The organism is Acinetobacter defluvii (assembly GCF_001704615.3).
In the GTDB taxonomy this organism is placed as follows: domain Bacteria; phylum Pseudomonadota; class Gammaproteobacteria; order Pseudomonadales; family Moraxellaceae; genus Acinetobacter; species Acinetobacter defluvii.
In genome coordinates, this window is record NZ_CP029397.2 from 3,144,091 (window position 1) to 3,170,682 (window position 26,592).

A 26,592-nucleotide genomic window follows, 5' to 3' on the forward strand; every position below is an offset into this window, starting at 1 on the left:
TACATCGTATTTTTGATTAAAAGCGACAAAAAATGTCATTTTTGTAAAAATATGTGACGCTATTGTACATATTGTGACTATTTATGGTTAAAATATGCCAGTAAGAGGAATTCTTAAACTAAAAATAATGTCCTTGTGGGGGAATACCATGAATTTACAGATGATTAAATTATTTACATTAAGTTTAACTTTAGGTCTAGGCATGCAAGTGACGCAGGCTGCTGCGATTACTAAAAGCCAAACAACAGTTACGCCATCACAAGTGATGACTGAAAAACTTTCTCCGATTGAAAAAGCTTTAAATCAACAAAAACGTGAAGGCAATAAAATATTATCAAACCCAGATGATCTTAAAGTTTTTACCTCACTAAAAAGCACTGCCTCACAGAATTTCTTAGCAGAACAACATCAACGCTTTTCTCGCTTGGTACAAGCTATTTTCCAACCACATAGCTCTTAATTTTTAAAACTTTTAACGGCTCAATATACTTATCCCCCTGAGAATGAGCCTGCCCAATTGTTTATTGGTGAATTAACCCTTAAGCGATTGGGCTTTTTCGTTATAATAGTTCCCAATTTACATTCTGAATAATAGTTGACTATGACCGTTCGTACTCGTATTGCACCTTCTCCTACAGGCTTCCCTCATGTAGGAACAGCGTATATCGCTTTATTTAACCTATGTTTTGCCAAGCAAAATGGTGGTGAATTTATTCTGCGTATCGAAGATACAGACCAATTACGCTCAACCCCTGAATCTGAAAAAATGATCTTAGATTCATTACGTTGGTTAGGCTTAAACTGGTCTGAAGGTCCTGATGTAGGCGGCCCTCATGCTCCATATCGCCAGTCTGAACGCATGGATATTTATAAAAAATATGCGTTGGACTTGGTTGAAAAAGGTCATGCTTTTTACTGTTTTGCGACAGCAGAAGAATTAGATCAAATGCGTGCAGAACAACAAGCACGTGGTGAAACACCACGTTACGATGGTCGTGGTTTATTGCTTTCAGAAGAAGAAGTACAACGTCGTTTGGCTGCAGGTGAGGCGCATGTTATTCGCATGAAAGTGCCTGAAGATGGTATTTGTAAATTTAACGACATGCTACGTGGTGAAGTCGAAATCCCATGGGCGCAAGTCGACATGCAGATTCTGCTAAAAACTGATGGCTTACCTACTTACCACTTAGCCAATGTGGTTGATGACCATCTAATGCAAATCACCCATGTGATTCGTGGTGAAGAATGGATTCCATCCGCACCTAAACACCAACTCTTATATCAATACTTTGGTTGGGAAATGCCTGTACTTTGCCATATGCCATTGTTACGCAACCCAGATAAATCAAAACTGTCTAAACGTAAAAACCCAACTTCAATCAACTATTACAAAGACATCGGCGTACTGCCTGAAGCATTGTTAAACTATTTAGGTCGTATGGGTTGGTCAATGCCTGATGAGCGTGAAAAGTTCACTTTGGCTGAAATGATTGAGAACTTTGATATTCAACGGGTATCTTTGGGTGGTCCGATCTTTGATGTAGAAAAACTGAATTGGTTAAATGGTCAATGGATCAAAGGTTTAACGCCTGCTGAACTATTGAATACCCTATTGACTTGGAAATCTGATCGTCAAACCTTAGAAGAAATTGCAGCAGCGATTCAACCGCGTATCAATCTCCTCTCTGAAGCAGTAAATTGGGCTGGTTTTTATTTCAATCAATTCCCAACGATCAGCAAAGAACAGTTTGAAAGTAAAAAATTAACTGAAGAACAAGTTCGTCAAAGCTTACAATTTGCAATTTGGCGCTTAGAAAGTATGTTTACTTGGAACAATGATACTGTCAGCCAGACTTTAATGGACTTGGCAAATCAAATGGGCATCAAACTACGTGACTTCATGCCAACCTTCTTTATTGCAATTGCAGGCTCTACTTCGTCAACCCCCGTGATGCAATCTATGGTTACCATTGGACCTGATTTAACCTTTGCACGTTTACGTCATGCGCTTGAAATCGTCGGTGGTCCGAGTAAAAAAGAAGCAAAAGTATGGGAAAAACTCAATGAAAGCTTAAAATTGCCGAAAAATGATGCAGTTGATCAAGCTTAATTAATTTTTTAGTTGACGACGCGGCGTTATATCCATAATATAGCGCCCATACAGCGAGATGGTTAAAAAACTTAATCCTGTTGCCTCATAAGTTCCTATCGTCTAGAGGCCTAGGACATCGCCCTTTCACGGCGGTAACCGGGGTTCGAATCCCCGTAGGAACGCCAAATTCGAAAAAGCCACTGACTCAATCAGTGGCTTTTTTATTGCTGAAAATTTCTTATTTTCTCATCTATCCGCTAAAATCAACATTATAAAATATCTGTGGAGTTGTGATGCAATACCGTTGCCCGAAATGTCAAAGTGCTAAAATTCTTCCTGTTGCCAATGGTGATACTGCGGCTGTACGCCCAGTTGTCCCGAAAAGCTTAGTCATTTTGATTCCTGCATTATTTATTTTATTACTTTTGGTGGTCATTAGCGTGGCGTTGTGGCTATTTAGCAATGGTGCAGGTCAAACATTACAAATTGCGACCGTCGTCGCTTTCCTTATTTGTGTGGTCGCTGGGATTCTGTTTTGGCGTGATCTTCCAGATTTTAAAATCTCGATGCAATCTTTTATGAATGCCAATAAACACTGGAAATGCCGTGAGTGTAATCATGAGTGGCATATTCAATAATTCTAATTTTTTAAGATTTAGTTAGCCCACACTCATACTCACTTAATGTGAGTGCGAGTGTGATTCATCATCATGTGAATGTTGTTCTATCGTTGAATGTTCATGAGACTGTGCCATACAAACATCATCTTCGATCTGTAAAGTCATTTCCTTAATGCCATGGGTATGGCTCAGCATTTCTAACGCTTCTTGGTAAAGGAAATTTCGATCTGCTGTTGGTGCAAATAAATGTACTGTTAAATGTATATTCTTAGAAGTGATTGCCCACACTTTTAGTTGGTGAATACTCTCCACCCCTTTTAAAGCCAACAAATCTAGACGTAACTTCTCAATATCGATTTCTTCAGGCACACCTTCCAATAAAATATTGATACTCTGTTTAAGCAAAGTCCAAGCGCGTGGCAATACCCAAAACCCAATCAATACCGCAATGACGGTGTCAACCCAGACCCAACCTGTAAAATAGATCAGCACTGCACCAATAATTACACCTACCGAGCCAAGTGCATCACTCAATACTTCTAGATAAGCACCTTTGACATTTAAGCTATCTTGAGCACTCGACATTAAAATTTTCATTGAAATGAGATTAATCACCAACCCAATCACTGCAACCAACAACATTCCCAAACTTTGAATTTCTGGAGGTTGGCTAAAACGCTGAAATGCTTCATAAAGAATATAAATTGCCACCATAAACAACATTGAAGCATTAAAAAGCGCAGCTAAAATCTCAAAACGCTGATAACCAAAAGTACGCTTATCATCCGCAGGTAATTTACCTATTTTGATCGCAACCAACGCAATTGCCAAAGCTGCCGCATCAGTAAACATATGTGCTGCATCAGAAAGCAATGCCAAGCTCTGCGTCACAAAACCCGCTATCACTTCGATCACTAGAAATGTGGTAGTAAGAATCAGTGCAAAGGTAAGTTTTTTGGCATTATCCTCTGTCACGACTGCATGACTATGATCATGCCCATGATGTTCGCTCATTCCTACTCCTTTATTTTCTTAGAATTACAAGTTAAAAGCCTTTTAGCCCAATAGATTGTAACGCCTCTATGATATAAATAAAGTGAAATACGTTTTTGCTTGCTAGAGAATACATCTGTGACTAACTCTGCTTTATTGCACTTTTAACATACTTTCCTTTTATAAATGCTATAGATTTTTGAACTAAATCATTTTAAAAAATAAAGATCTTCAGTGCGCTCAACTGAACAATTATTTTATTTTTTGGTCAATTCACTTACTTTTTCCAAATAATTTTTTAACCGTTCAATATATTAAGGGATCATTTCATTGCATTTTTTCAATGTTACACTGTAAATGTTCTTTTATATAAAAACTCATACATTTAAATATTGACAAATTACAATTTATTATTTGAAAAATTTTTAAAAACCGTTACATTAATCATATCCCAGCCTCATTTTCAGGTGGGTAATTTCACAACTTTGTTAATGGATTAGCAAGGAGGTTTATATGTTAGTGCATATTTTTAAACGCTTTTTAGGAAATTCTTCTCAGCGTTCAACAGTCGAATCAAATACGGCGAATAATGCCTTATCGTCTGTTGAGACTACGCATATAGCAGAAGATACTCAAAACATACGTAATGCAATGTGGGCATCCTTACGTGCCGCACTACGTGGCGACCAAGAAGCTCAATATCAAATGGGCTTAAACTATCTAAATGGTCAATTAGGTTTAGATCGTAGTTATATTCATGCTGAGAAATGGCTTGAACAAGCTGCTCATCAAGGTCATCCTTTTGCAAAAGAAGAGTTGAAAAAAGCATATAACCAACTGGCATTTTCATAATAGAACAGCTTTAGACTTCAACCTCATATTTTGCTCAGTATGAAAAAGTTGAAGTCTAAGCCAATAAAATGCACAGACAAATAAGCGAAGTTTTGAGCTTGTTAAAATTCTCAGAAAAAGTGGAAATGATGTTTTTTTGCTTTTTCTTTCTCAATCACTTTATTGTCTTGCAGGCATAATAAAATGGATTTTAAACAACTGCGTCATTCTATAAAAAAATCTATTATTTCTTATTTTGCAACACATTTTATGCTACATCATTCTCGCATTTCAGAAGCATTGATGAGCTATCAACGGGCAAAATATTTTGAACATTTGGCTTTAAATACCTTTTCAAAATACCCAACTGCCCTGACTGAATCAGATGAAACCAACCAACGCAACGCGATCTGGTACTTTTTAAATGCAGCTTTACAAGGATACAGCACAGCCCAATTTAAACTCGGTATGTTGTACTTAAATGGACAATTAGGGCTAGATCCCAATGAAACAAAAGCAGAAATGTGGTTAAACCTAGCAGCAAATCAAGGGCATAGCGAAGCTTTAGATGTGCTCAACCAGCTTCAATCACACTATTCATAAAAAACTAAGTAATAAAAAAACCAGCTCGAAAGCTGGTTTTATTTTTTAAATTTAAATTAGAAGTTTAAAAATTAGCTACCAATTTTACGGTATTTTTGGCGTTTGGTTGCCAAATCATCACCATCACGTTTACGACGATATTCTTCAAACTCAGTATAGTTACCCGTGAAGAATTCTGGTGTTTCGTTTTCAAATGACAAAATATGTGTTGCAATACGGTCTAAGAACCAACGGTCATGGGATACCACCATTACCGTACCCGGGAATACAAGAATTGCATCCTCAAGCGCACGTAAAGTTTCGATATCCAAGTCGTTTGATGGCTCATCCAGTAAAATCACGTTTGCGCCCATTTGTAGGATTTTCGCCAGTTGTAAACGGTTACGCTCACCACCTGATAAACCCCCTACACGTTTTTGCTGATCTTGACCTTTAAAGTTAAAGCGACCGATATACGCACGAGATGCAATTTCGTAATCACCAATTTTTAAGATATCTAAACCACCTGACACTTCTTCCCAAACCGTTTTGTTGTCGTCTAATGTGTCACGAATCTGACCCACATACGCTACTTTAACAGAGTCACCAAGGGTTACTGTACCTGTATCTGGTTGTTGTTCACCTGTCATCATACGGAATAATGTGGTTTTACCCGCACCGTTAGGACCTACGATACCCACAATCGCAGCAGGTGGTACAGTGAAGCTCAAATCTTTATACAGAAGTTTGTCACCAAATGACTTACTAATACCTTCAACTTCCACCACCTTATTACCAAGACGTGGACCAGGTGGAATATAGATTTCAGAAGTTTCATTACGTTGTTGGAATTCTTTAGAGTTTAACTCTTCAAAACGCTCCATACGTGCTTTATTTTTCTTTTGCTGACCTTTGGCATTTGAACGAACCCATTCAAGCTCTTTCTTCAATGCCTTAGCAAAAGATTCTTCTTGTTTCTGCTCTTGTTCTAAACGTGCATTTTTTTGTTCCAACCAAGAAGAATAGTTGCCTTGGTAAGGAATACCATGTCCACGGTCAAGCTCTAAAATCCACTCTGCAACGTTATCCAAGAAATAACGGTCATGCGTAATCGCCACGATCGTACCAGAAAAATCTTTTAAGAAACGTTCTAACCAAGATACAGACTCTGCATCCAAATGGTTGGTTGGTTCATCAAGAAGTAACATGTCTGGTTTTGAAAGCAATAAACGGCAAAGTGCAACACGACGGCGTTCCCCTCCTGACAACTTAGATACATCAGCATCCCATGCAGGAAGGTTAAGCGCCGCAGCAGCTTGATCCATTTGGTTGACAATATTATGCGCATCCCATGAATGGATGATTGCTTCAAGCTTTTCTTGCTCTTTTGCAAGCGCATCAAAGTCTGCATCTTCTGCTGCATATTCGGCAAATACTTCGTCTAAACGTGCTAAAGCATCCAATGGCTCACGTAAACCATCTTCCACGTTTCCACGAACATCTTTATTTGGATCAAGTGGTGGCTCTTGCTCTAAGTAGCCAATTTTGATGCCCGGTTGCGCACGCGCTTCACCTGAGAAATCTTTGTCTACGCCCGCCATAATACGAAGCAAGGTAGACTTACCTGCACCGTTTAAACCAAGTACACCAATTTTTGCACCTGGAAAGAATGATAAAGAGATGTCTTTTAAGATTTCGCGCTTCGGCGGAACCATCTTCGACACACGGTTCATCGTGTAAATATATTGGGCCACGTAGGACTCCTCAATAGAAAATCAAATTGTGGAAATAAAACCTCATTTTCAAATTAAAACTGAGGCATAATTTCCTTGCTCAATGAGCGAAAAAATAATCGCCTGCATTATACGATGAAAGTCCCGAAAACATAAAGATGTATCACATCTTGTAGAGAATGTTACAACAATTACTCTGTCTAAATTTCAAACAACACAGTAGCCACTGAAAATCATTCACTTTTTATTGAGAAACAGTCATCTATATGCTTTTTTATGATAAATATTCATGATTTTTGCGCTTTATTTCATATTCATAAATGCTAAACTGAAGCATATTTAACTCACGAAGATGACGTAACTATGACGTATAAGGATGAAACGCTCGCCATTCATGCAGGCTATAGCCCTGAACCGACCACCAAAGCAGTGGCAGTACCCATTTACCAAACTACTTCTTATGCTTTTGATGACACTCAGCATGGTGCTGATTTATTTGATTTAAAAGTTCAGGGTAATATTTATACTCGTATCATGAACCCAACCACGGCTGTACTAGAGCAACGCATTGCAGCACTTGAAGGGGGAATCGGTGCTTTGGCTTTGGCTTCAGGTATGGCTGCGATTACCTATGCCATACAAACCATTGCTGAAGCAGGTGACAATATCGCTTCTGTTTCAACACTTTATGGGGGTTCATATAACTTATTTGCCCATACGTTACCGAAACAAGGCATCGAAGTTCGCTTCTTTGATTATCAAAATCCTGAAGCTTTACGTGATTTAATTGATGATAAAACCAAATTGGTTTTTGTAGAATCTATTGGTAATCCATTGGGTAATATTATTGATCTTGAAGCCATTTCTAAAATTGCACATGAATATGGCGTGCCTGTTATCGTGGACAATACCGTTGCAACACCTGCCCTACTCAAACCTTTTGAATATGGTGCCGATATCGTAGTGCATTCTTTGACCAAATATATTGGTGGTCATGGTAACTCGATTGGCGGTGCGATTGTAGACAGTGGTAAATTCCCTTGGGGCAAATATCCTGAGCGTTTCAAAGTACTCAATACACCTGACCCAAGTTATCATGGGGTCAACTATGTGGAAGCTTTGGGTGAGGCTGCTTATATCGCGCGTGCACGGGTAGTCCCTTTGCGTAATACTGGTGCTGCAATCAGTCCTTTAAGTGTTTTCTTGATTCTGCAAGGTTTAGAAACCTTAAATCTGCGCATGGAACGCCATACTGAAAATGCCCAAAAAGTCGCTGAATACTTACAAGCACATCCAAAAGTAAAATGGGTGAATTACGCTGGCTTAAAAGATCATCCTCAACATGCTTTGGCACAGAAATATGTCAAAGGTAAACCATCGGCAATTTTATCGTTTGGTGTGCAAGATGGTCGTGAAGGCGGAACTCGCTTTATCGATGCACTACAACTTTTCACGCGCTTGGTGAATATCGGGGATGCAAAAAGTCTGGCATGTCATCCAGCAACAACGACTCATCGTCAGCTCAATGAAGATGAGTTAAAAGCTGCTGGTGTAAGCATCGACATGGTACGCTTATCCATTGGGATCGAACATATTGATGACTTAATTGCAGATTTAGAACAAGCCTTGGCAAAAGTTTAATATTTAAACGAATAAAAGACCTTTTCGAAGGTCTTTTTTGCTTTTTATCAGCAATCCCTGTATGTTGATCATTCTATTCATAAAATTTATAAAATAGAGCTTTTACTCTAAAAATTACTTTATATTCATATATTTATTTATAGCGTTTCTTTTATTTTCCGTTAAAATTGCCGTTTATAGGTTCTCATTTATATGATGAGTCACCCCCACCGTTTCATGGCATATTGTATTTACAGGGAAAATAAATATGAACAAAAAACTAGAACAGCTTTTCCAACAAAAAGTACAGGATAAAGTGGTTTTAATCACAGGTGCATCAAGTGGTATTGGCTTAACCATTGCTCATAAACTTGCAGATGTAGGTGCGCATGTTTTATTGGTTTCTCGTACCGAAGAAACCTTAAAAGAAGTGCAAGCAGAGATTCAGGCAAAAGGTGGGAAAGCGGACATTTTCCCATGTGACTTGAATGATATGGATGCGATTGATGTTGTTTCTAAAAAAATTATTGCCTCAGTTGATCACATTGATATTTTAATTAATAACGCAGGTCGTTCTATTCGTCGTGCGGTACATGAGTCTGTAGATCGCTTTCATGATTTCGAGCGCACCATGCAACTCAACTATTTTGGTGCTGTGCGTTTAGTTTTAAACATTTTGCCACAAATGATGCATCGTAAAGATGGTCAAATTATCAATATCAGTTCGATTGGTGTGTTGGCAAATGCGACTCGTTTTTCAGCTTATGTCGCGTCTAAAGCAGCATTGGATGCGTTTAGTCGTTGTCTATCTGCAGAGGTACATTCACATAAGATTGCGATTACCTCTGTGTATATGCCACTTGTGCGTACACCGATGATCGCACCGACTAAGATTTATAAATATGTACCAACGTTGTCACCTGAACAGGCTGCTGATCTGATTGCTTATGCAATTGTGAAACGTCCGAAAAAAGTGGCAACCAATCTTGGTCGTTTAGCGTCAATCACCTATTCGATTGCTCCTGAAATTAATAATAAACTGATGTCGATTGGCTTTAATTTATTTCCAAGTTCAAGTGCCTCTGTCGGTAAGCAGGAAAAGTTGAATTTGGTGCAAAAAGCGTATGCACGTTTGTTCCCAGGTGAGCATTGGTAAGACATACGGCTCTAAACTAGAATAAATATAGAAAGCTTATGTCTAAAATAAGCTTTCTATATCACTGCAACTATACGAACAACAATTATATGATTTTTAATAGCTATTCAAAATCAAACTAAAACCCAAGCACAAGTTTAAGTAAATAAATATTCTTAGCCTGATCATCTGGAAAAAATAACGCTACAACACTAAGTATCATTAAAATAATGAGTAGTAACCCTACAATTCCTCCAAAGATACCTTCCCATAATCGGGTTTCTCGAGGAAAACCATAGATAGCTATTTCTTTTTTCGCCACCTTTAAAGAACATGAGATACAAATACAATATAAAGCGTAATACAGGCACAAAGATTAAAACTGACCACCATCCTGACTGATTTAAGTCATGTAAACACTCCCATCCAAGCAAAATAAGACCAGTCTAGAAAAGCGACCTTTCCATGAAAATGGATGCTCAGAAAATTGTAAATTCACTCTCATCATGTCCCCACTTTTTAATTTATTTAATGTGTTTATATAAAAAATTTATTGTTAAGGTTCATACTAAGAAATTTTATAGCTTAAACAATGAACGATCATAAAAAAACCGCCTTTCGGCGGTTTTTTTATTCACAAGATTAAAAATTATTTAGAACCTTTAATCCCAGCTTGTAATAACAATGCGCCTAGACCACCGATTTTATTCTCTTGTGGTTTTGCAGCTTGTGGCTTCTTGTCATGACGAGGTGCTTTATCTTTATTGTCATGGCGATTGTGATGTGGACGATCACCTTGAGGACGTTTGCCTTGCGGTTTACGCTCTCCACGTTGTTCATTGTTGAACTCACGCTTTTGACGAGGTGCTTTTGCAGGAGCTTCTGAACCTTCAGGACGCATTGATAAATTCACACGATTACGCTCAGCATCTACCGTTAATACACGCACTTGTACGATTTGTCCCGGACGTACCACTTTATGCGGATCAGAAACAAATTCATTGGCAAGTTCAGAGATATGCACTAAGCCGTCCTGATGCACACCCACATCTACGAATGCACCAAAGTTGGTGACATTGGTGATCACACCTTCAAGTTGCATACCTTCTGCAAGTTGTGCAACCTCTGTGATATCTTCACGGAATTTTGCTGTACGGAACTCTGGACGAGGGTCACGACCCGGTTTTTCAAGCTCGTTCAAGACGTCTTGGATGGTCGGCAAACCAAATTTATCATCAGCAAAGTCTTCTGCTTTCACTTGGCGAATAATTTCAGTATTACCAATAATATCTTTCACTGTTGTTGCTTTTGCTTCAGCGATTTTATTCACCAAACCATAAGACTCGGGATGCACAGCTGAAGCATCAAGTGGCTCAGAGCCATCTTGGATACGCAAGAAACCTGCCGCTTGCTCAAAGGTACGCTCGCCTAAACGAGGTACATTTTTTAGGGCTTGACGGTTATCAAAACGTCCATTTTCCTTACGAAACTCTACGATTTGCTGTGCAATCGCTTTGTTTAAACCTGCGATATAACCCAAGATTGCAGCAGATGCTGTATTGACATCAACACCCACTGAGTTCACACAGTCTTCGACCACTGCTTCAAGGGTTTTTGCTAAACCAGTTTGATTCACATCGTGTTGATACTGACCGACACCAATAGATTTTGGGTCAATTTTTACGAGTTCTGCTAAAGGGTCTTGTAAGCGACGTGCGATGGACACAGCACCACGAATCGACACATCTAGCTCAGGTAATTCATTCGATGCCAATTCAGAAGCTGAATATACCGATGCGCCTGCTTCTGACACAGTCACACGAGTTAATTTCAAGTCTGTATTTGCAGCCATCATTTCAGCAATCACGGCTTCAGTTTCACGGCTTGCAGTACCATTACCAATCGCGATCAAATCAACATTAAACTCACGGCAAAGACGTGCAAGTTCTGCGATAGAGCCTTCTTTGTCTTCTTTCGGTGCGAATGGATAGATGACACTATGCGCTACAACATCACCTGATTCATTCACCACAGCCAGTTTGACCCCAGTACGAATACCAGGATCGACCCCAAGCGTTGTACGAGAGCCTGCAGGCGCAGAAAGTAACAAATGACGTAAGTTTTCTGCAAATACATCCATTGCTTCCGCTTCGGCAGCAAGGCGTTTTTCTGTTAACAATGAATGTTCAATGGTTGGACGAACTTTACCCAGCCAGAATAATTTTGCAGTTTGTTTTAAGAAGTCTTGGCGAGATTGTGGTTGTACAGTTTCAAGATTGTATTCAGTTTCGATACGTGCCATTGGCGCATCATCTTGACCATCGACTTTTAAGCCAAGGACGTTTTCTTGACGACCACGTAACATCGCCAATAAACGATGAGATGGGACTTTATTTAAATTTTCTGAGAAATCGAAGTAATCACGGAATTTTTTACCCACTTCTTTTTTCTCATCACTTGCGACCAAACTTTTTAACACAGCAGTTTTTGCAAATGTTGCTTTGAGCTCAGTAGTAAGTGGAATATTTTGCGCCCATTCATCAATGATAATGTGTTGAATCGCATCCAATTGGCTCTCCACATCCACATAGTCTTCATGACTAAAGCCTGCAAGTGCTTCTGTAGGATCAACATTTTCACTGAGAATTTTTTCAGCGACTAGACCTAAACCCGCCTCTTTGGCTTTAAATGATTTGCTGGTACGTTTTGGGCGGTACGGTGCATAAATTTCTTCTAATGCATTTTTTGTTTCTGCAGCGTTCACACGTGCAAGTAAGTCATCAGAAAGTTTATTTTGTTCTTTGAGTGATTCGATCACCTTGTCACGGCGTTCATACAAATCACGTAAATATGTTAAGCGAGTGTCAAGCTGACGTAACTGCGTGTCGTCTAAGCCTTGCGTCACTTCTTTACGGTAACGTGCGATAAATGGAACACTGGCACCTTCATCAATCAGTTGAATGGCAGCTTCTACTTGGTTTGGACGTACGGCAAGCTCGCTTGCCAACTGCTGAACTACGTCAGTCATCGTGTTTAATTCCACAAGGATAAGGACTAAAAGTTAGTGATTATAAAGACCAAGACCATAAAATCCACAATTGTTTTGCAAATTTCTAATGAAAAAAATGATAAAAGTTGATTTTTTGCTGTTTTTAGCCAACTTATTCACACTATTAAACCTTGAAAAACTAACATTTCATCACCATTTAAACTAAAACTCAGTAAGCTTTTTCGCTTGTATAAAGGTAAAAATGTCTGACTTTTAGCGGATATTGACTACTTTTAAAATGCGTTGTAACAATACACATGTAACATATCTATCTTTAAATCCATGCTTTTATTTTAAGGTATAACATGTTGAAACTAATTATTTAAAGTTTTGAAATTTTGATTTGTCTAGGTGTTACTTTTCATTGATCAATAAATAAAACATCATGACACAATAGATGTTGTTATTTGGTTTCAAATCAGGCTTTAAATTGTAATTTTGAGCAAATTGATACATAGTCTTAACAAGAACTTAGGCATTATACTGAGATACGAATATTTATAATTTACAAGATTAAGGGAGTGCATCATGAGTTTGGTAGTACCTGCTGAAAATACAGATGTCGTACAAGGCGAAACTGATCGAGTCGAACGCATTTTAGTTGTCGATGATGATGTGCGTTTACGTACCCTTTTACAGCGCTTTTTGGAAGACAAAGGTTTTGTGGTGAAAACTGCTCACGATGCCACTCAAATGGATCGTCTATTACAACGTGAGTTATTTTCACTGATCGTTTTAGATTTTATGCTTCCTGTAGAAGATGGTTTAAGTATCTGTCGTCGTTTACGCCAATCCAACATTGACACACCAATCATCATGCTGACTGCACGTGGTAGCGATTCTGATCGTATTGCGGGCTTAGAAGCAGGTGCGGATGATTATTTACCAAAACCATTTAACCCAAATGAATTATTGGCACGTATTCGTGCAGTACTGCGTCGCCAAGTCCGTGAAGTACCTGGTGCCCCAAGTCAAAACGTAGAAGTGGTGTCATTTGGTCCTTGGTCACTCGATCTTTCGACCCGCACCTTGACCCGTGAAGGTCAAGTGGTGACATTAACTACAGGTGAGTTTGCCGTACTTAAAGCATTGGTACAGCATCCCCGTGAGCCACTTACACGTGATAAACTGATGAATCTTGCCCGTGGTCGTGAATGGGGTGCGATGGAACGTTCGATTGATGTTCAAGTTTCACGTTTACGCCGTTTGATTGAGGAAAACCCTGCACGTGCACGCTATATCCAAACAGTTTGGGGTGTCGGTTATGTTTTTGTTCCAGATGGTGCTGAATAATTCATGCTGATTTCTCTGCCTGAATCAACATACTGGCACTCCTCTCGCTATTGAGGAATGCCAGTATTTTTTTGTTTATAGTTTTTAGCTTTGAAAATAATAGTTACTCTCATTTATATTTATCAATATGCTTAATATCATTAAATATTTTTCAATCAATTCAAATTACGACGCACAGCAATGCAATTCATAGCCGAATTAGCCAAACCAACATATTTAATATTGATATAAATACGCTGTGCATTAAACTGAAATCAATCAAGATATTGCACAGCATTGGAACGCCACTGTGAAATTAGACCCGATCGATCCACAAACCTTTTCTGAGTTTTCTGCCTATCAAGAAAAGAAACGTACGCCTTGGGAACGTTTTCTTGACAAAATTAAACCTCGTTCAGCAGCAATGCGTACCACGGTGCTGGTAGTTTTTGTGGTGTTGTTCAGTTTATTTATGTCGTTGTGGTTCTTTTGGAAAACTTTGTATTTACCTGAAATTCAACAACATGCTCGTTTTCTTGCGGTTGAGTTAGAAATGGTCAATAACCCTCGCTTGCAAATTTACCATGATGAAGTGCAACTCGATATTGATGAATGGCTGCAACAGCGTGTCGGTGTGGAGTATGTGACAGACCCCAAAGAATATCCCAATGTTAAAGATAAAATTATTGCTGATTTCTTTACCAATCGCATTGAGCATCAACTTGCCCAAGAGCTGAACATTAAAGATGTAACTGTTTATTTCCAATTCAAACCCAGTCCGCGTATTTGGGTACAAACCCCTGAAATGAATGGTAACTGGGTGCGAGAGCCTTTAAAAACCTATGCCAATTATAGTCCTGAGCTGATTTTAGGTTGGTTGTTGGGCGTTCCATTGATTGCTGCTGCGATTATTTTAACTTTGGTTCGTCAGTTAAATCGTCCTCTGCTTCGTCTGCAAAATGCTGCCAACACTTATAGTAAAGTGGGTAAAGCACCGTATTTGGAAACCAATCATGGACCACAGGAAATCCGCGAGGTAAACCAAGCATTTAATCATATGATTTATACACTTGAACAAACCGAACGAGATCGTCAAATTATGCTTGCGGGTATCTCACATGATTTACGCACGCCACTCACTCGTATTCGTTTAAGTGCTGAAATGATGCCCGATGATGATTTCTTAAAAGAAGGTTTGATTTACGATGTCGATGATATGGATGCCATTTTGAATCAATTTATTTCGTATATGCGAGATGGTTCAGATGAAGAATTGCAAGATACTGACATTAACAGCTTGCTTCAAGAATTAGTCATTCAGTTTAAACCCTTAGATATTCGCTTCACTCCACATGAAATCCCGATCATTTCTGCCCGATCATTATCGTTAAAACGTCTGATTGGCAACCTCATCAATAACTCGAAACGTTACGGTGCAGAGCCGATCGAACTGGCAGCCTATATTGAAGATGAACATATTAAAATCAGTGTTTCAGATCATGGTGAAGGCATTCCTGAAGATCAGATTCAAGACTTGATGCAGCCTTTCGTACGGGGGAATGCAGCGCGAACTGTTCAAGGCAGTGGTTTGGGATTAGCCATTGTGAAACGAATTGTCGATATTCACCAAGGTGAATTGCAGATTCACAATCGTTCTGAAGGCGGGTTACAAGCCATTATTTCCCTGCCCCTTGCAACACCTGATTCTGAAGAAAATCTAAATTCCAATCCAATTCAAAAAATTAAGCAAAGCTTGAGTGATCGTTTTTAACTATTGCTCAATAATTCAACACTCAACTTTGTTTACTTTACAAACAGCAGCTATTATTTCCTTATGAAATAATAACTTAAAAATCATCACCAAATTTTATACCTGCATTTAGTGAAAAAATTAGACCTTAGCATTAGAGGCATGCACAATTTAGTTTTTGGGCGGTACAATCCGTCTAGTTTTGAACAAGAATTGAGCGTAAACCATGTCTTTAGATCGTATTCGTTTAGCATCACTACACAACAAAGTGATGAGCGCAGAACAAGCTGCTACCTTTATCCAAGATGGCATGACTGTGGGCATGAGTGGTTTTACTCGTGCTGGTGAGGCGAAAGCGGTTCCTTTGGCTTTAGTGAAACAAGCACAAGCTAATCCATTGAAAATCACCTTGATTACTGGTGCAAGCCTGGGTAATGATCTTGACAAACAGTTGACTGAAGCAGGCGTACTTGCACGTCGTTTGCCGTTCCAAGTTGATAACACATTGCGTAAAGCGATCAACAAAGGCGAAGTGATGTTTATCGACCAGCATTTGTCTGAAACAGTTGAACAAATGCGTAATCTTCAACTCAGCAAACCTGATGTTGCGGTGATTGAAGCAGTTGCAATCACTGAAGATGGTGGCATCATCCCAACAACATCTGTAGGTAACTCTGCAAGTTTTGCAATTTTCGCTGAAAAAGTGATTGTTGAAATCAATACAAACTTAAGCCCAGCGTTTGAAGGCTTACATGATATTTATATCCCAAGCTACCGCCCAACACGTCAACCAATTCCATTGACACACGTTGACCAACGTATCGGTACACCTGCGATTAACATCGACCCAGCTAAAATTGTGGGCATCGTGATTAACAGTGAATTCCATGACTCTCCGTCTACAGTGACGCAACCTGATGATGAAACTCAAGGTATTGCAAATCACTTAATCTCATTCTTTGAAAATGAAGTTGAAGCGGGACGTTTACCAAAAGATTTGGGGCCTTTACAAGCAGGCATCGGTTCTATTGCTAACGCAGTATTAACAGGGCTAAAAGAATCTAATTTTGAAGACTTAGTGATGTATTCTGAAGTACTACAAGACTGTACTTTTGAATTGATCGATGCAGGTAAAATGAAATTTGCATCGGGTTCTTCAATTACCCTTTCTGCAAAATATGGCGAAAAAGTATTTAATAACCTTGAGCAATACAAAGATAAACTTGTTTTACGCCCACAAGAAATTTCAAACCACCCTGAACTGGTTCGTCGTTTAGGGATTATCGGCATTAACACTGCATTAGAGTTCGATATTTACGGTAACGTGAACTCTACACATGTATGTGGTACCAAAATGATGAACGGTATCGGTGGTTCAGGTGACTTCGCACGTAATGCTCACCTTGCAATCTTCGTAACAAAATCTATTGCAAAAGGTGGTGACATTTCTTCTGTTGTTCCATTTGCTTCACACATTGACCATGCTGAACATGACGTTGATATCCTTGTAACTGAACAAGGTCTGGCGGACTTACGTGGTCTTGCACCACGTGAGCGTGCTCGAGCAATCATCGACAACTGTGCGCACCCAATGTACCGTGATGCATTAAATGATTACTTTGATCGTGCATGTGACAAAGGCGGTCATACACCACACATTCTTCGTGAAGCGCTTTCTTGGCATTCTAACTTTGAAGAAAATGGTCACATGTTGGCTGCACAAGATACAGCTAAAAAATCTGCATAAGATTTTAAATTTACAGTAAAAATGAGAAACGCCCATCAGGGCGTTTTTTATTTTGATGACTTTAAAATAAACTTATCAAACTTTAAAAATTATATTACTCTTTGATAAACACAATGAAAATAAGAGAAACAACAGCATTATGTTTATCATTCGACAGTACATCGACACTGATTTAGAAGATATTATTACGCTTTGGGAAGCGTGTGATTTAACCCGTCCATGGAATAATCCTGAAATTGATATTTTCCGTAAGATTGCTCAAAAAGATGGTTTGTTTTTATTGGCTGTAAAAGATGAACAGCTCATTGCCACGGTTATGGGCGGCTATGATGGACATTGTGGCTGGGTAAACTATTTGGCAGTACATCCGCATTATCAACGCAATGGCGTTGCCACAGCACTGCTACAACAACTGGAAAAACGCTTGATTGCGATTGGTTGCCCGAAATTACAACTTTTGATTCATAAAGAAAATATTGATGTACAAAGTTTCTATGAACAACTCGGTTATGAAGAGCTTGAAGTGATTTGTTTAGGGAAACGTCTGATTCAAGATTAGCGTTTTTAGAGAATGCCTAAAATTTTCTTATTCTTTTTAGATGCCTTTGTTTGTAGATGACCTAAACGCAATAAAATTGGAAATTCGATCTTTAATTCGGTCTGTTGATGACTCAAACTTTCTGCTAACTCAACCAAAGGACTGGTTTGATTTTTATCTTGATAATGCTTTACTGCTGACCACGTTGATAAATATTTTAATAACTGTGCGGCATTCCACTCATACTGCATTTTTAAGGGCGTTACAGGGATCTCATCGAAAGGAAAAGGAATCGTTGTATATTTCTCATCAATATAATGACGTTCAACATCCCAATAGGTTTTAAGCGTTTTAAAATATAAGCTTTGAATCAACGAATTGATTGCGGCGTGTTCCACGTGAATCATGCCATAACCGATCACAGCAAACACACCATTCGGTTTTAATGTTCGATAAACTTCTTGATAAAAAGCTTCAAAATCAAACCAATGAATCGCTTGAGCAACTGTAATCAAGTCAAAGCTATTTTCTGTAAATGCTGTTTTTTCTGCCGTCTGCACTTGATAACTGACATTTTCAAAATAAGGAGCGAGTTGCAACTGATTAGCACTTATATCTGTTGCAACGATATGATCAAAGTAAGGAGCTAACAATTGGGTAAATTGCCCTGACCCTGCCCCAACATCCCAAGCGAAATTTTTAGTAGCGACATGTTTAAGTATTTCTTGAAATACTTCTTGTGGGTAACTCGGTCTAGCCTGTTGATAAAGCTGACTCCCTGTCGAAAATAAATCTTTCATTTTTTAAATTATGTAATGCGGTTCTCATTTATATTTACTAATATACCGATTATTACACTGGATACAAACTATTTTGTCTGACAATAAATTCGATTGTATAAGCTCTTCCGTTTCTCATCTATTAAAAACTTGAATACTAAAAAGCTAATTAAAAATTAAAGATAAAATAAAAAAGCCTCAAATTAATATTTGAGGCTTTTTAAATATGGTGGCGAGACCCAGGATCGAACTGGGGACACACGGATTTTCAATCCGTTGCTCTACCGACTGAGCTATCACGCCGATGGGGTGTATTAAGCCGTATCTGAATAAATTAGTCAATATAAATCATTAATTTTTTATTCATTCGGGCATTTTTTACCCAAAAAAAATCTCTGATGGGATCAGAGATTGAAATCGTAAAATACGGTTTTTTAAAAATATGGTGGCGAGACCCAGGATCGAACTGGGGACACACGGATTTTCAATCCGTTGCTCTACCGACTGAGCTATCACGCCAATGGGGCGTATTAAACAATTTAAAATAATGGTCGTCAAGTATTGAATACATAAAATATTTCAATAGTCTATTTTTACAGCAATGTGACTATTTTTTAGAACTTAAACAATAAAAAGCAGCCTATATGGCTGCTTCGAGAATGAGCGCAGAATTTAGAGCTTGTCTAAATGCGCTAAACAACGATGAATTGCACCACAGCCTGGCTCAAATTTCTTCACGCCTTTTTCTTCTTCCATACGACATACTTCTGCAACAAGTCGTTCTGCTACACCACGCCCACGGTTTGCTGGATGGACGACGATATTCTCTAAAGTCTTGCTTTCGCCTTGACCTGTTACCCAAATTGCACCAATAATTTTTGTATTAAATTCTGCAACGTAAAGTAGGGTATACTGAGTTAGATTTTGCTCTAGTTGTTCTATCGCATCTTTACCATCGGCAAATTCTGGACTGGTATCGTAAAGTCGCTCAATTTGATCACGAACTTCTTCAGAATCTAACGAAGTTTTAGGATGTACGTTTATAGGCATTGATTAACCCTCCTGAGCAATCTAATATGCTGTCACTTTCGTCACAGCGAAACATCTTTTACATCAAACTTTTAATTTTTGACGTTTTTTGAGGAACGTGTCTATGGCACAACGTATCAGTGAAGTGGTAAGAAACACCAACGAAACCAAAATTCGAGTTCGAGTGAATCTTGATGGTACAGGTCAAGGCACGCTCAATACAGGTGTTCCATTTTTAGACCATATGATTGATCAAATCAAGCGTCATGGACTATTTGACATTGATATTCACTGTGATGGTGATGTAGAAATCGATGATCACCACACAGTAGAAGACTGTGGCATCACTTTAGGTCAAGCTTTTGCACAAGCATTAGGCGACAAGAAAGGTTTAAAACGCTATGGTCATTTTTATGCACCACTTGATGAGTCTTTAAGCCGTGTTGTTGTAGATTTGTCTGGTCGTCCAGGATTGTGGATGGATATTCCATTTACACGTGCACGCATCGGAACCTTTGATGTGGATTTATTCTCAGAATTTTTCCAAGGCTTTGTGAATCATGCACTGATGACGCTACACATTGATAATTTAAAAGGTAAGAATAGCCATCACCAAATTGAAAGTGTGTTTAAAGCATTTGCACGTGCATTGCGTATGGCATGTGAAGTTGATCCACGTGCTGAAGATAAAGTTGCGTCTACCAAAGGAACATTGTAATGACCCGTATTGCCCTTCTTGACTATGGCATGGGAAATCTTCATTCAGCAGCCAAAGCACTTGAACATGTCGGTGCAACAGTTGATGTGACCAATGATCCTAAACTGATTGCGCAAGCGGATAAAATCGTATTCCCTGGTGTGGGTGCAATGCGTGACTGCATGCAAGGGATGCGTGAAGCAGGGATTGATGAGGTTGTGCGTCATGCTGCTTTTAATAAGCCTGTTTTAGCGATTTGTGTCGGGATGCAGGCTCTACTTGAATCTTCTGAAGAAAATGGTGGCACTGAAGCACTCGGTATTTTTGAAGGTACAGTGAAACACTTTCCCAACATTGACGGTATAAAAGTACCACATATGGGTTGGAATCAAGTACATCAAGCCGATCCAAGCCATCCGATGTGGAAAGACATTGAACAAGATGCACGTTTTTATTTTGTGCATAGTTATTATGTTGAACCCAAAGATCAAAGTTTGGTTGCGGCAACTTGTGATTATGGTTTGCAATTTTGTACAGCAATTCATAAAGAAAATTTGTTTGCAACGCAATTCCATCCTGAAAAAAGCCACACCGCAGGTCTACAATTGTTAAAAAACTTTGTGGAGTGGGACATTTAAACTGTTTTTCTGCGTGCAACTGAGTCCATCTGATACGGCTCAGTTGCGATCATTCAGCAATAAAAATTAAAACTTAATTTGATTTTCTATCTTTTTTGTTTATTATTCAATCAAATTTAAAACATAACAGCATTTTAAATTTTAATAAATAGATGTTCTTTCCATTTCTTTGAGTAAATAAAATGAATAATAATATTCAATCTAGCGACTCTGGTCTGAGTGCAAACGGACGCTTTGGGCGTTTATCCTATCTTGCATGGAATATGCTACTTGGATTCTTCTTGATGTTTTGTGGTGTGCTTGCTGCATTCATCGTACCGAATATGATGACAAGCCTATCATCAGGTGCAAGCCCATCTCTCGGCATTTTTATCCCAATCATTATCATTTATATCATTCTGATTTATTTTACTTATATTTTTGCGATACGCCGTTTGCATGATTTGAATAAAACAGGTTGGCTTTCATTGGTATTTTTAATTCCATTGGTTGGGCTGTTTTTTTGGATTTATATTTCCTGTGCCAAAGGTGATGAAGGCGTGAATACGTATGGTGCGCCTCGTATAACGCGTGGTTGGGAAAAAGTTTTAGGTTGGATTTATGTGATTATGATCCCGCTTAGTCTGGTTTTAACTGTTGCGGTTGCTATTCCTGCTTATCAAAGCTATGTCAAAAATGCACAAATGATGCAAATGCAGATGGAACAAATGCAACAATCTTCTGAATATTCAGAATAATTTAAGCAAGTATTTTTTCTTTAAGGTAATACGAAATCAAGCCAATACATTTGGCTTGATTTTTTTATTTATATATTCATAAAACTGTTTCTTACTTTAATCGTCTTATATCTCTATTACTTATTATTATGTGGCTTTAATGGTGCATTTTTAAGCCTAATACCTTTATAAATGAGGTATTCAAAAGATAATTATAAGCCCTATTTAGGGCTTATTTAGAATGCTCAGTTTGGGTTACAAATCCACCATCTATTGGCTCTACACTGATTTTTATTTCAGCCTTTAGATTTAAAGCCGCATAACGATCTTTGATCTCAGTCATCAATTGTTCCATCGTTGCTTGACTTAAGTCTACCTGAGATGCCACATCAGCCTTATTCACCATATCCGTTTGGTCTTGTTGGTTTTGTTGTTTCGACTCAGCATTCCAACGCTCAGTCATTCCTACTAAACGTGCAAGCTCAATCAAACTTTGTGCACTTGAGGGAGTTGAGTTTTGCAGCCATTTACTCATCGTCCCTTTAGAGGTTTCTAAAACATTAACAATATCGCTGGCTTTAATATTTTTATCTTGAATTAATTGTTTTAAGCGTTTTGCGCCTTCAATCAAAAGATCATCATCTTTTTCAACCATATTATATGCTCCTTTATTTTCATCTCACAAAACTATCACCTTTTAGCCAAGTTTGTTATCACAATACTATGAATTTTGAGTCTGCAAGAAATTCGTGGATCAGCTCATTCCAACTATGCCGACCAAGGAACAAATTCATAATTTTCCTTATTTTCAAAATTTTCGGTTTTGATAGCGAGTCTAAATTAACTTTTAATAAAACTGACCCAAGCACAAATGTAATATGCTGCCGCCGATGCGTATGCGCCCATGTTAATTTTTGATGAATTATATCATTTAGATATATTGCCCGAATCTAGTGCAAGTATGGTATTAAAATTAGAAAATCAACCAAACAAAAGCTAAAACTATTACTTAGAAAATGATCAAGACTTTGCTAAGATGAGCCACAATAAATTTTGATGAGATTAGGCAAGGAGCGAAAGCATGCTGATCATCCCTGCAATTGACCTGAAAGATGGTAAATGTGTTCGTTTAAAACAAGGGCGTATGGAAGACGATACCGTATTTTCTGACGATCCTGTGGCGACTGCACAGCATTGGGTAAATGAAGGCGCACGTCGTTTGCATTTGGTTGATTTAAATGGTGCTTTCGCAGGTACACCCATTCATAAACCTGTGGTGGAAGCGATTGCTAAAGCACAGCCAGAGTTACCCATTCAAATCGGTGGTGGTATTCGTTCTCTTGAAACCATTGAGCATTATTTGGATGCGGGTGTCTCTTTTGTCATCATTGGAACAAAAGCAGTAAAAGAGCCTGAATTTGTTGAAGAAGCGTGTAAGAAATTCGCAGGTCATATCATTGTTGGGATAGATGCCATGAATGGCATGGTGGCAACGGATGGTTGGGCAAATGTGACTGATGTCAAAGCCACTGATTTGGCGAAACGTTTTGCTGATGCAGGTGTTTCAAGCATTGTATATACTGACATCGCTCGTGATGGCATGATGCAAGGCGTGAACGTTGAGCAAACCGTCAATCTTGCCACTTATTCTGGTTTACCTGTCATTGCTTCAGGTGGTGTGACCAATCTTGATGATGTACGTAATCTTAAAGGTCAACCAGGGATTTTAGGTGCGATTACTGGTCGTGCCATTTATGAAGGCACTTTAAATCTGCGTGAAGCGCAGTTGTTATTGGATGAACAAGCCTTTTAACTTTTGATTACGAAAAGAGGTCTAGATGACCTCTTTTTTATTGGCGATTAAGCTGCCTTTTTACTCATTTCTTTCAAGGCTTTATCGACTTGCTTAAAAATTGGTTTGTGCAATTGACGGGAGTATTTGGTTCCTATCGTCCACTTTTTTTGCATGTCTGCACGAATTTGTTGTGCTAAATCTGCTTGATTGGTCTGAATCGCCCACAGTGCATATTCAGCTAAATGTTCAATATCTTGTGAACGTGTTGCAACTAAAAACTCCTGTTTTGCTGCATCTTCTTGATTTAATTGATGGAAACCCAAAGCACGAATAAGTGCAATTTGTTCAACTTTATAATTTGGATCAATTTTCTTAATTTTACTTGTAACATCAAGGGCTTGTTCTATTTGAAAATCTTGTAAATACGCTGTAGCCAATTGCTGCAAAAATGCAGGATCATTCTCAACCAATGCATTATATTTCTGTTTCAAAACTATAATTGCTTCATTCGCCTGATCTAGGCTAATCAAATATTCTGCATAACGTACAGCATTTTCAACACTCGGAATATTTTCATAACGCTCTTTTGCTTTATTTAGTTCTCGATTCGGCTGTAAAATATGGATCGCCTTTTTACCCATTGCATTGGCTTGGTACGGCATACGTGATTGGGGTAAATAAACTGCAATGAAATATACTACACTGCCTAAAAATGGAAAAATAAATAAAATCCATAACCACAAAAAAGGTTGCCCACTACGTAGTGCATGAATCGCAAAAATACTGCAATCAGAACATGAATTCCGATCCCAAAAATAGAAAAATATTGAAAATACCAAGCGAATGCTTCCATTTATTTATACCTCAATTTATTTTTTATACGTCATATTATTAGTCAGAGATTATACTGACTTTTTAAGACTTTCATGATTCTTTTTTACTCTCTAGTTTATCTGATTACGAAAAATAGCATGTTAGACTACAACCTTATTTAGTTCTTTACTTGACTATGTTTAGCTCTCTCCTTTCCAACAAGACTCCACAACTGGCTTTAATTTTAATCACTGCTATTTGGGGTGGTAGTTTTATTACTGTGCAATATGGCTTAAATTTCAGTAGCCCAATTCTGTTTGTCGCTTTGCGTTTTGCCGCTGCCGCTCTTGCAGTAACAGCCTTGTCATGGAAATATTTAAATAATTTTAAGCAAAAGGAAGTCTTTGCAGGCTTCTGCATTGGCATGGTGGTTGCCCTGGGTTATGGTTTGCAAACCATCGGCTTAAAAACCATCAGTAGCAGTGAGTCGGCATTTTTAACTGCGCTTTATGTCCCCTTAGTTCCTATTTTAATGTGGTTAATTTTCAAAAAAGCACCTCATGTCATGACATGGTTGGGTGTCCTCTTGGCATTTTTTGGTTTAGTGTTTTTAACAGGAAATGGTTTTGGTGTCATTCAACTGCATTTTGGACAAATCATTACCTTGCTTAGCTCAATTGCTATCGCTTTTGAAATCATTTTAATTGGTTATTTTGCAGGTCAAGTCAATGTACATCGTGTGACAGTGCTACAACTATTTTTTGCTTCGCTCGTATGTTTTCATATTGCGCCATTTATTGGTGAAACACAACTTCCAGCATTTCATTGGCAATTATTGATAGTGTTATGTGCTTTAGGCTGCGCCAGCGCAGGCATCCAATTGGTGATGAACTGGGCACAACGGATGGTAAATCCATCGCAAGCTGCGATTATTTATGCAGGTGAACCTATGTGGGCGGCATTGTTTGGGCGTATCGCAGGTGAGCGACTACCAGTGTTGGCTTTACTGGGTGGGTTGCTGGTCGTTTTTGGCGTAATTGTGAGTGAGTGGCGACCCAAGTTTTTCAAGAAATCTAAACTTGAAAATAATCACTCTCCATAAATCATTGAGGTGGTTCTTTCTTCTTTAACAACATACACGGCTGATAATATTCAACCGTTGGCATCGGATCATAAAATGGATGCAATAATGCTTTCCATTGTTGATATTCCGCTGACTTGCGAAAACCCTCGGTGTGGTCTTCAAGCTTGTCCCAAAATACCAGTAAAATATAACGATGCTCATCTTGAATATTTTTAATCAATTGCACTGCATTTAAACTAGACATTGGATAAATAAATTCCTGAGCGTGTTTAAATGCAGCTTCAAATGCCTGACTTTGCTCAGGCTTAATCTGTAAATGGACATGTTCGATAATCATACTTCTATCTTCTGTATTATTGGCTCAGATCACACCACAAGAATAAAATTATTAGATCTTTTTACATTTACAAAGAATCATCACTGAATTTAATATCGTGGGGCGACATGAATGTCGCCACCGTTGGGTGGAGGCTTCAGGAATGAACTTCTCACCCAACAAAAGATTTTTGCTACCTTGCGGAATATACTCCTCATCTGTCGAAAGAGACATATCTCCTGTACAAATTAATCTAAATTTTTCAATATAATGTGCGGCTATGCTAAACGAAGAGCAGAAACAACTTATTTATTCAAAATAATATTATGGTTTCAATACATTAAATCGGTAAAGCACGATCATCATTCAAAGCAACAATGCCACGAATCGCACGATATACGATCCAGATCCAAGAGAAAAACAGCACTGCACCACAGAAAATACTTGCCCCTAAAGCAACGCCTGCAAAGGCATTGACATTATCCCCTGTAAAAAATAAGAAAATAAATGGTACAAATGCCAAGATGGTCCAAATCAAATACCACCAAAAAGTACAAATTTGCCATTTAAAATGACTTTCATAAATCGTGCCACGCACCGAATCCAATTTGACATAGTTAATAATCAACGCAATCAGTGCCAAAATACCTGCTGAAAAAATCCCAACAATATACAGAATATATAAAATCAAAGTCAGAGATTTGCTGTTATTTGTGTCTACATAATTATTCATTGTGATACCCTCAAAAAAAGCAACCATTTA

26 protein-coding genes and 3 tRNA genes are annotated in these 26,592 nt (G+C 38.4%); 17 read left to right on the forward strand and 12 right to left on the reverse strand.

All coding sequences use genetic code 11. The annotated features are described in order from the left end of the window. The first annotated feature begins 148 nt into the window (after nucleotides 1-148). The 4 genes from DJ533_RS17550 (at nucleotide 149) to DJ533_RS17565 (ending at nucleotide 2,730) form a co-directional block, all read left to right on the forward strand. A complete protein-coding gene (locus DJ533_RS17550; RefSeq protein ID WP_065993816.1) occupies nucleotides 149-460 on the forward strand; it encodes a hypothetical protein in 312 nt (103 codons plus the stop codon). 141 nt (nucleotides 461-601) lie between these two features. Continuing rightward, nucleotides 602-2,110 carry a glutamate--tRNA ligase gene (gene gltX, locus DJ533_RS17555; protein WP_065993817.1) on the forward strand — a complete coding sequence of 503 codons (1,509 nt, stop codon included), beginning with the start codon at nucleotides 602-604 and terminating at the stop codon, nucleotides 2,108-2,110. A 91-nt stretch (nucleotides 2,111-2,201) separates the two neighbouring features. Further along, nucleotides 2,202-2,277, forward strand: a tRNA-Glu gene (locus tag DJ533_RS17560). A gap of 108 nt (nucleotides 2,278-2,385) precedes the next feature. Further along, on the forward strand, nucleotides 2,386-2,730 hold the full coding sequence (locus DJ533_RS17565; protein ID WP_065993818.1) for a zinc-ribbon domain-containing protein: 345 nt from the start codon (nucleotides 2,386-2,388) through the stop codon (nucleotides 2,728-2,730). Nucleotides 2,731-2,772: 42 nt separating this feature from the next. Here the strand turns inward: DJ533_RS17565 and DJ533_RS17570 are convergent, their stop codons facing one another. Then, a complete protein-coding gene (locus DJ533_RS17570; protein ID WP_065993819.1) occupies nucleotides 2,773-3,726 on the reverse strand; it encodes a cation diffusion facilitator family transporter in 954 nt (317 codons plus the stop codon). Between the two features lie 492 nt (nucleotides 3,727-4,218). Here DJ533_RS17570 and DJ533_RS17575 point away from each other — a divergent pair, with 492 nt between their 5' ends. Beyond that, nucleotides 4,219-4,557 (forward strand): SEL1-like repeat protein, encoded by a 339-nt coding sequence (locus DJ533_RS17575; protein ID WP_065993820.1) that lies wholly within the window; start codon nucleotides 4,219-4,221, stop codon nucleotides 4,555-4,557. A gap of 183 nt (nucleotides 4,558-4,740) precedes the next feature. Further along, nucleotides 4,741-5,139, forward strand: coding sequence for a tetratricopeptide repeat protein (locus DJ533_RS17580; RefSeq protein WP_228716503.1), 399 nt, complete (start codon nucleotides 4,741-4,743; stop codon nucleotides 5,137-5,139). A gap of 71 nt (nucleotides 5,140-5,210) precedes the next feature. On the opposite strand, the gene ettA is transcribed toward DJ533_RS17580, so the two are convergent. Next, nucleotides 5,211-6,872, reverse strand: a complete 1,662-nt coding sequence (gene ettA, locus DJ533_RS17585) for an energy-dependent translational throttle protein EttA (RefSeq protein ID WP_065993821.1) — start codon at nucleotides 6,870-6,872, stop codon at nucleotides 5,211-5,213. Between the two features lie 342 nt (nucleotides 6,873-7,214). On the opposite strand from ettA, the gene DJ533_RS17590 reads away from it, so the two are divergent. Both DJ533_RS17590 and DJ533_RS17595 read left to right on the forward strand, forming a co-directional pair. Beyond that, entirely contained in the window at nucleotides 7,215-8,492 is a 1,278-nt protein-coding gene (locus tag DJ533_RS17590; protein ID WP_065993822.1) for an O-acetylhomoserine aminocarboxypropyltransferase/cysteine synthase family protein, read from the forward strand. Nucleotides 8,493-8,739: 247 nt separating this feature from the next. Further along, nucleotides 8,740-9,627: an SDR family NAD(P)-dependent oxidoreductase gene (locus DJ533_RS17595; protein WP_065993823.1), complete on the forward strand. Its 888-nt coding sequence runs from the start codon at nucleotides 8,740-8,742 to the stop codon at nucleotides 9,625-9,627. Between the two features lie 118 nt (nucleotides 9,628-9,745). On the opposite strand, the gene DJ533_RS19035 is transcribed toward DJ533_RS17595, so the two are convergent. Together DJ533_RS19035 and DJ533_RS17605 are read right to left on the reverse strand one after the other, a co-directional pair. Further along, on the reverse strand, nucleotides 9,746-9,928 hold the full coding sequence (locus tag DJ533_RS19035; protein WP_065993824.1) for a hypothetical protein: 183 nt from the start codon (nucleotides 9,926-9,928) through the stop codon (nucleotides 9,746-9,748). A 327-nt stretch (nucleotides 9,929-10,255) separates the two neighbouring features. Beyond that, a complete protein-coding gene (locus tag DJ533_RS17605) occupies nucleotides 10,256-12,634 on the reverse strand; it encodes a Tex family protein (protein ID WP_065993825.1) in 2,379 nt (792 codons plus the stop codon). Nucleotides 12,635-13,183: 549 nt separating this feature from the next. Between DJ533_RS17605 and ompR the strand changes: the two genes are divergently transcribed. The 4 genes from ompR to DJ533_RS17625 all read left to right on the forward strand — a co-directional run bounded on the left by ompR (nucleotide 13,184) and on the right by DJ533_RS17625 (nucleotide 17,983). Continuing rightward, on the forward strand, nucleotides 13,184-13,948 hold the full coding sequence (gene ompR / locus DJ533_RS17610) for an osmolarity response regulator transcription factor OmpR (protein ID WP_065993826.1): 765 nt from the start codon (nucleotides 13,184-13,186) through the stop codon (nucleotides 13,946-13,948). A gap of 289 nt (nucleotides 13,949-14,237) precedes the next feature. Further along, nucleotides 14,238-15,698: an ATP-binding protein gene (locus tag DJ533_RS17615; RefSeq protein ID WP_065993827.1), complete on the forward strand. Its 1,461-nt coding sequence runs from the start codon at nucleotides 14,238-14,240 to the stop codon at nucleotides 15,696-15,698. A gap of 205 nt (nucleotides 15,699-15,903) precedes the next feature. After that, a complete protein-coding gene (locus tag DJ533_RS17620; protein WP_065993828.1) occupies nucleotides 15,904-17,424 on the forward strand; it encodes an acetyl-CoA hydrolase/transferase family protein in 1,521 nt (506 codons plus the stop codon). Nucleotides 17,425-17,563: 139 nt separating this feature from the next. After that, entirely contained in the window at nucleotides 17,564-17,983 is a 420-nt protein-coding gene (locus tag DJ533_RS17625; RefSeq protein ID WP_065993829.1) for a GNAT family acetyltransferase, read from the forward strand. Between the two features lie 5 nt (nucleotides 17,984-17,988). On the opposite strand, the gene DJ533_RS17630 is transcribed toward DJ533_RS17625, so the two are convergent. From DJ533_RS17630 to DJ533_RS17645, 4 genes are all read right to left on the reverse strand, one after another. Next, nucleotides 17,989-18,762 (reverse strand): class I SAM-dependent methyltransferase, encoded by a 774-nt coding sequence (locus DJ533_RS17630; RefSeq protein WP_065993830.1) that lies wholly within the window; start codon nucleotides 18,760-18,762, stop codon nucleotides 17,989-17,991. Nucleotides 18,763-18,968: 206 nt separating this feature from the next. Continuing rightward, nucleotides 18,969-19,044 (reverse strand) — tRNA-Phe (locus tag DJ533_RS17635). 140 nt (nucleotides 19,045-19,184) lie between these two features. Continuing rightward, nucleotides 19,185-19,260, reverse strand: a tRNA-Phe gene (locus DJ533_RS17640). Nucleotides 19,261-19,413: 153 nt separating this feature from the next. Further along, on the reverse strand, nucleotides 19,414-19,791 hold the full coding sequence (locus DJ533_RS17645) for a GNAT family N-acetyltransferase (RefSeq protein ID WP_065993831.1): 378 nt from the start codon (nucleotides 19,789-19,791) through the stop codon (nucleotides 19,414-19,416). A gap of 103 nt (nucleotides 19,792-19,894) precedes the next feature. Here DJ533_RS17645 and hisB point away from each other — a divergent pair, with 103 nt between their 5' ends. The 3 genes from hisB (at nucleotide 19,895) to DJ533_RS17660 (ending at nucleotide 21,842) form a co-directional block, all read left to right on the forward strand. Next, nucleotides 19,895-20,488 carry an imidazoleglycerol-phosphate dehydratase HisB gene (gene hisB / locus DJ533_RS17650; RefSeq protein WP_065993832.1) on the forward strand — a complete coding sequence of 198 codons (594 nt, stop codon included), beginning with the start codon at nucleotides 19,895-19,897 and terminating at the stop codon, nucleotides 20,486-20,488. Then, on the forward strand, nucleotides 20,488-21,105 hold the full coding sequence (gene hisH / locus DJ533_RS17655) for an imidazole glycerol phosphate synthase subunit HisH (RefSeq protein ID WP_065993833.1): 618 nt from the start codon (nucleotides 20,488-20,490) through the stop codon (nucleotides 21,103-21,105). Before hisB ends, hisH begins: the two co-directional genes overlap by 1 nt. A 182-nt stretch (nucleotides 21,106-21,287) precedes the next feature. Then, nucleotides 21,288-21,842 (forward strand): DUF805 domain-containing protein, encoded by a 555-nt coding sequence (locus DJ533_RS17660; RefSeq protein WP_065993834.1) that lies wholly within the window; start codon nucleotides 21,288-21,290, stop codon nucleotides 21,840-21,842. A gap of 211 nt (nucleotides 21,843-22,053) precedes the next feature. On the opposite strand, the gene DJ533_RS17665 is transcribed toward DJ533_RS17660, so the two are convergent. Then, a complete protein-coding gene (locus DJ533_RS17665) occupies nucleotides 22,054-22,476 on the reverse strand; it encodes a transcriptional regulator (protein WP_065993835.1) in 423 nt (140 codons plus the stop codon). A 426-nt stretch (nucleotides 22,477-22,902) separates the two neighbouring features. On the opposite strand from DJ533_RS17665, the gene hisA reads away from it, so the two are divergent. Beyond that, a complete protein-coding gene (gene hisA / locus DJ533_RS17670; protein WP_065993836.1) occupies nucleotides 22,903-23,634 on the forward strand; it encodes a 1-(5-phosphoribosyl)-5-[(5-phosphoribosylamino)methylideneamino]imidazole-4-carboxamide isomerase in 732 nt (243 codons plus the stop codon). 47 nt (nucleotides 23,635-23,681) lie between these two features. Here hisA and DJ533_RS17675 read toward each other — a convergent pair whose 3' ends face one another. After that, nucleotides 23,682-24,359: a hypothetical protein gene (locus DJ533_RS17675; protein WP_228716504.1), complete on the reverse strand. Its 678-nt coding sequence runs from the start codon at nucleotides 24,357-24,359 to the stop codon at nucleotides 23,682-23,684. Nucleotides 24,360-24,625: 266 nt separating this feature from the next. On the opposite strand from DJ533_RS17675, the gene DJ533_RS17680 reads away from it, so the two are divergent. Next, a complete protein-coding gene (locus DJ533_RS17680; RefSeq protein WP_065993837.1) occupies nucleotides 24,626-25,531 on the forward strand; it encodes a DMT family transporter in 906 nt (301 codons plus the stop codon). Nucleotide 25,532: 1 nt separating this feature from the next. Here DJ533_RS17680 and DJ533_RS17685 read toward each other — a convergent pair whose 3' ends face one another. Continuing rightward, nucleotides 25,533-25,850 carry an antibiotic biosynthesis monooxygenase family protein gene (locus DJ533_RS17685; protein ID WP_065993838.1) on the reverse strand — a complete coding sequence of 106 codons (318 nt, stop codon included), beginning with the start codon at nucleotides 25,848-25,850 and terminating at the stop codon, nucleotides 25,533-25,535. A 319-nt stretch (nucleotides 25,851-26,169) separates the two neighbouring features. Further along, complete coding sequence (locus DJ533_RS17690; protein WP_065993866.1) at nucleotides 26,170-26,562, reverse strand: DUF4870 family protein; 393 nt, start codon at nucleotides 26,560-26,562, stop codon at nucleotides 26,170-26,172. Between the last annotated feature and the right edge of the window lie 30 nt (nucleotides 26,563-26,592).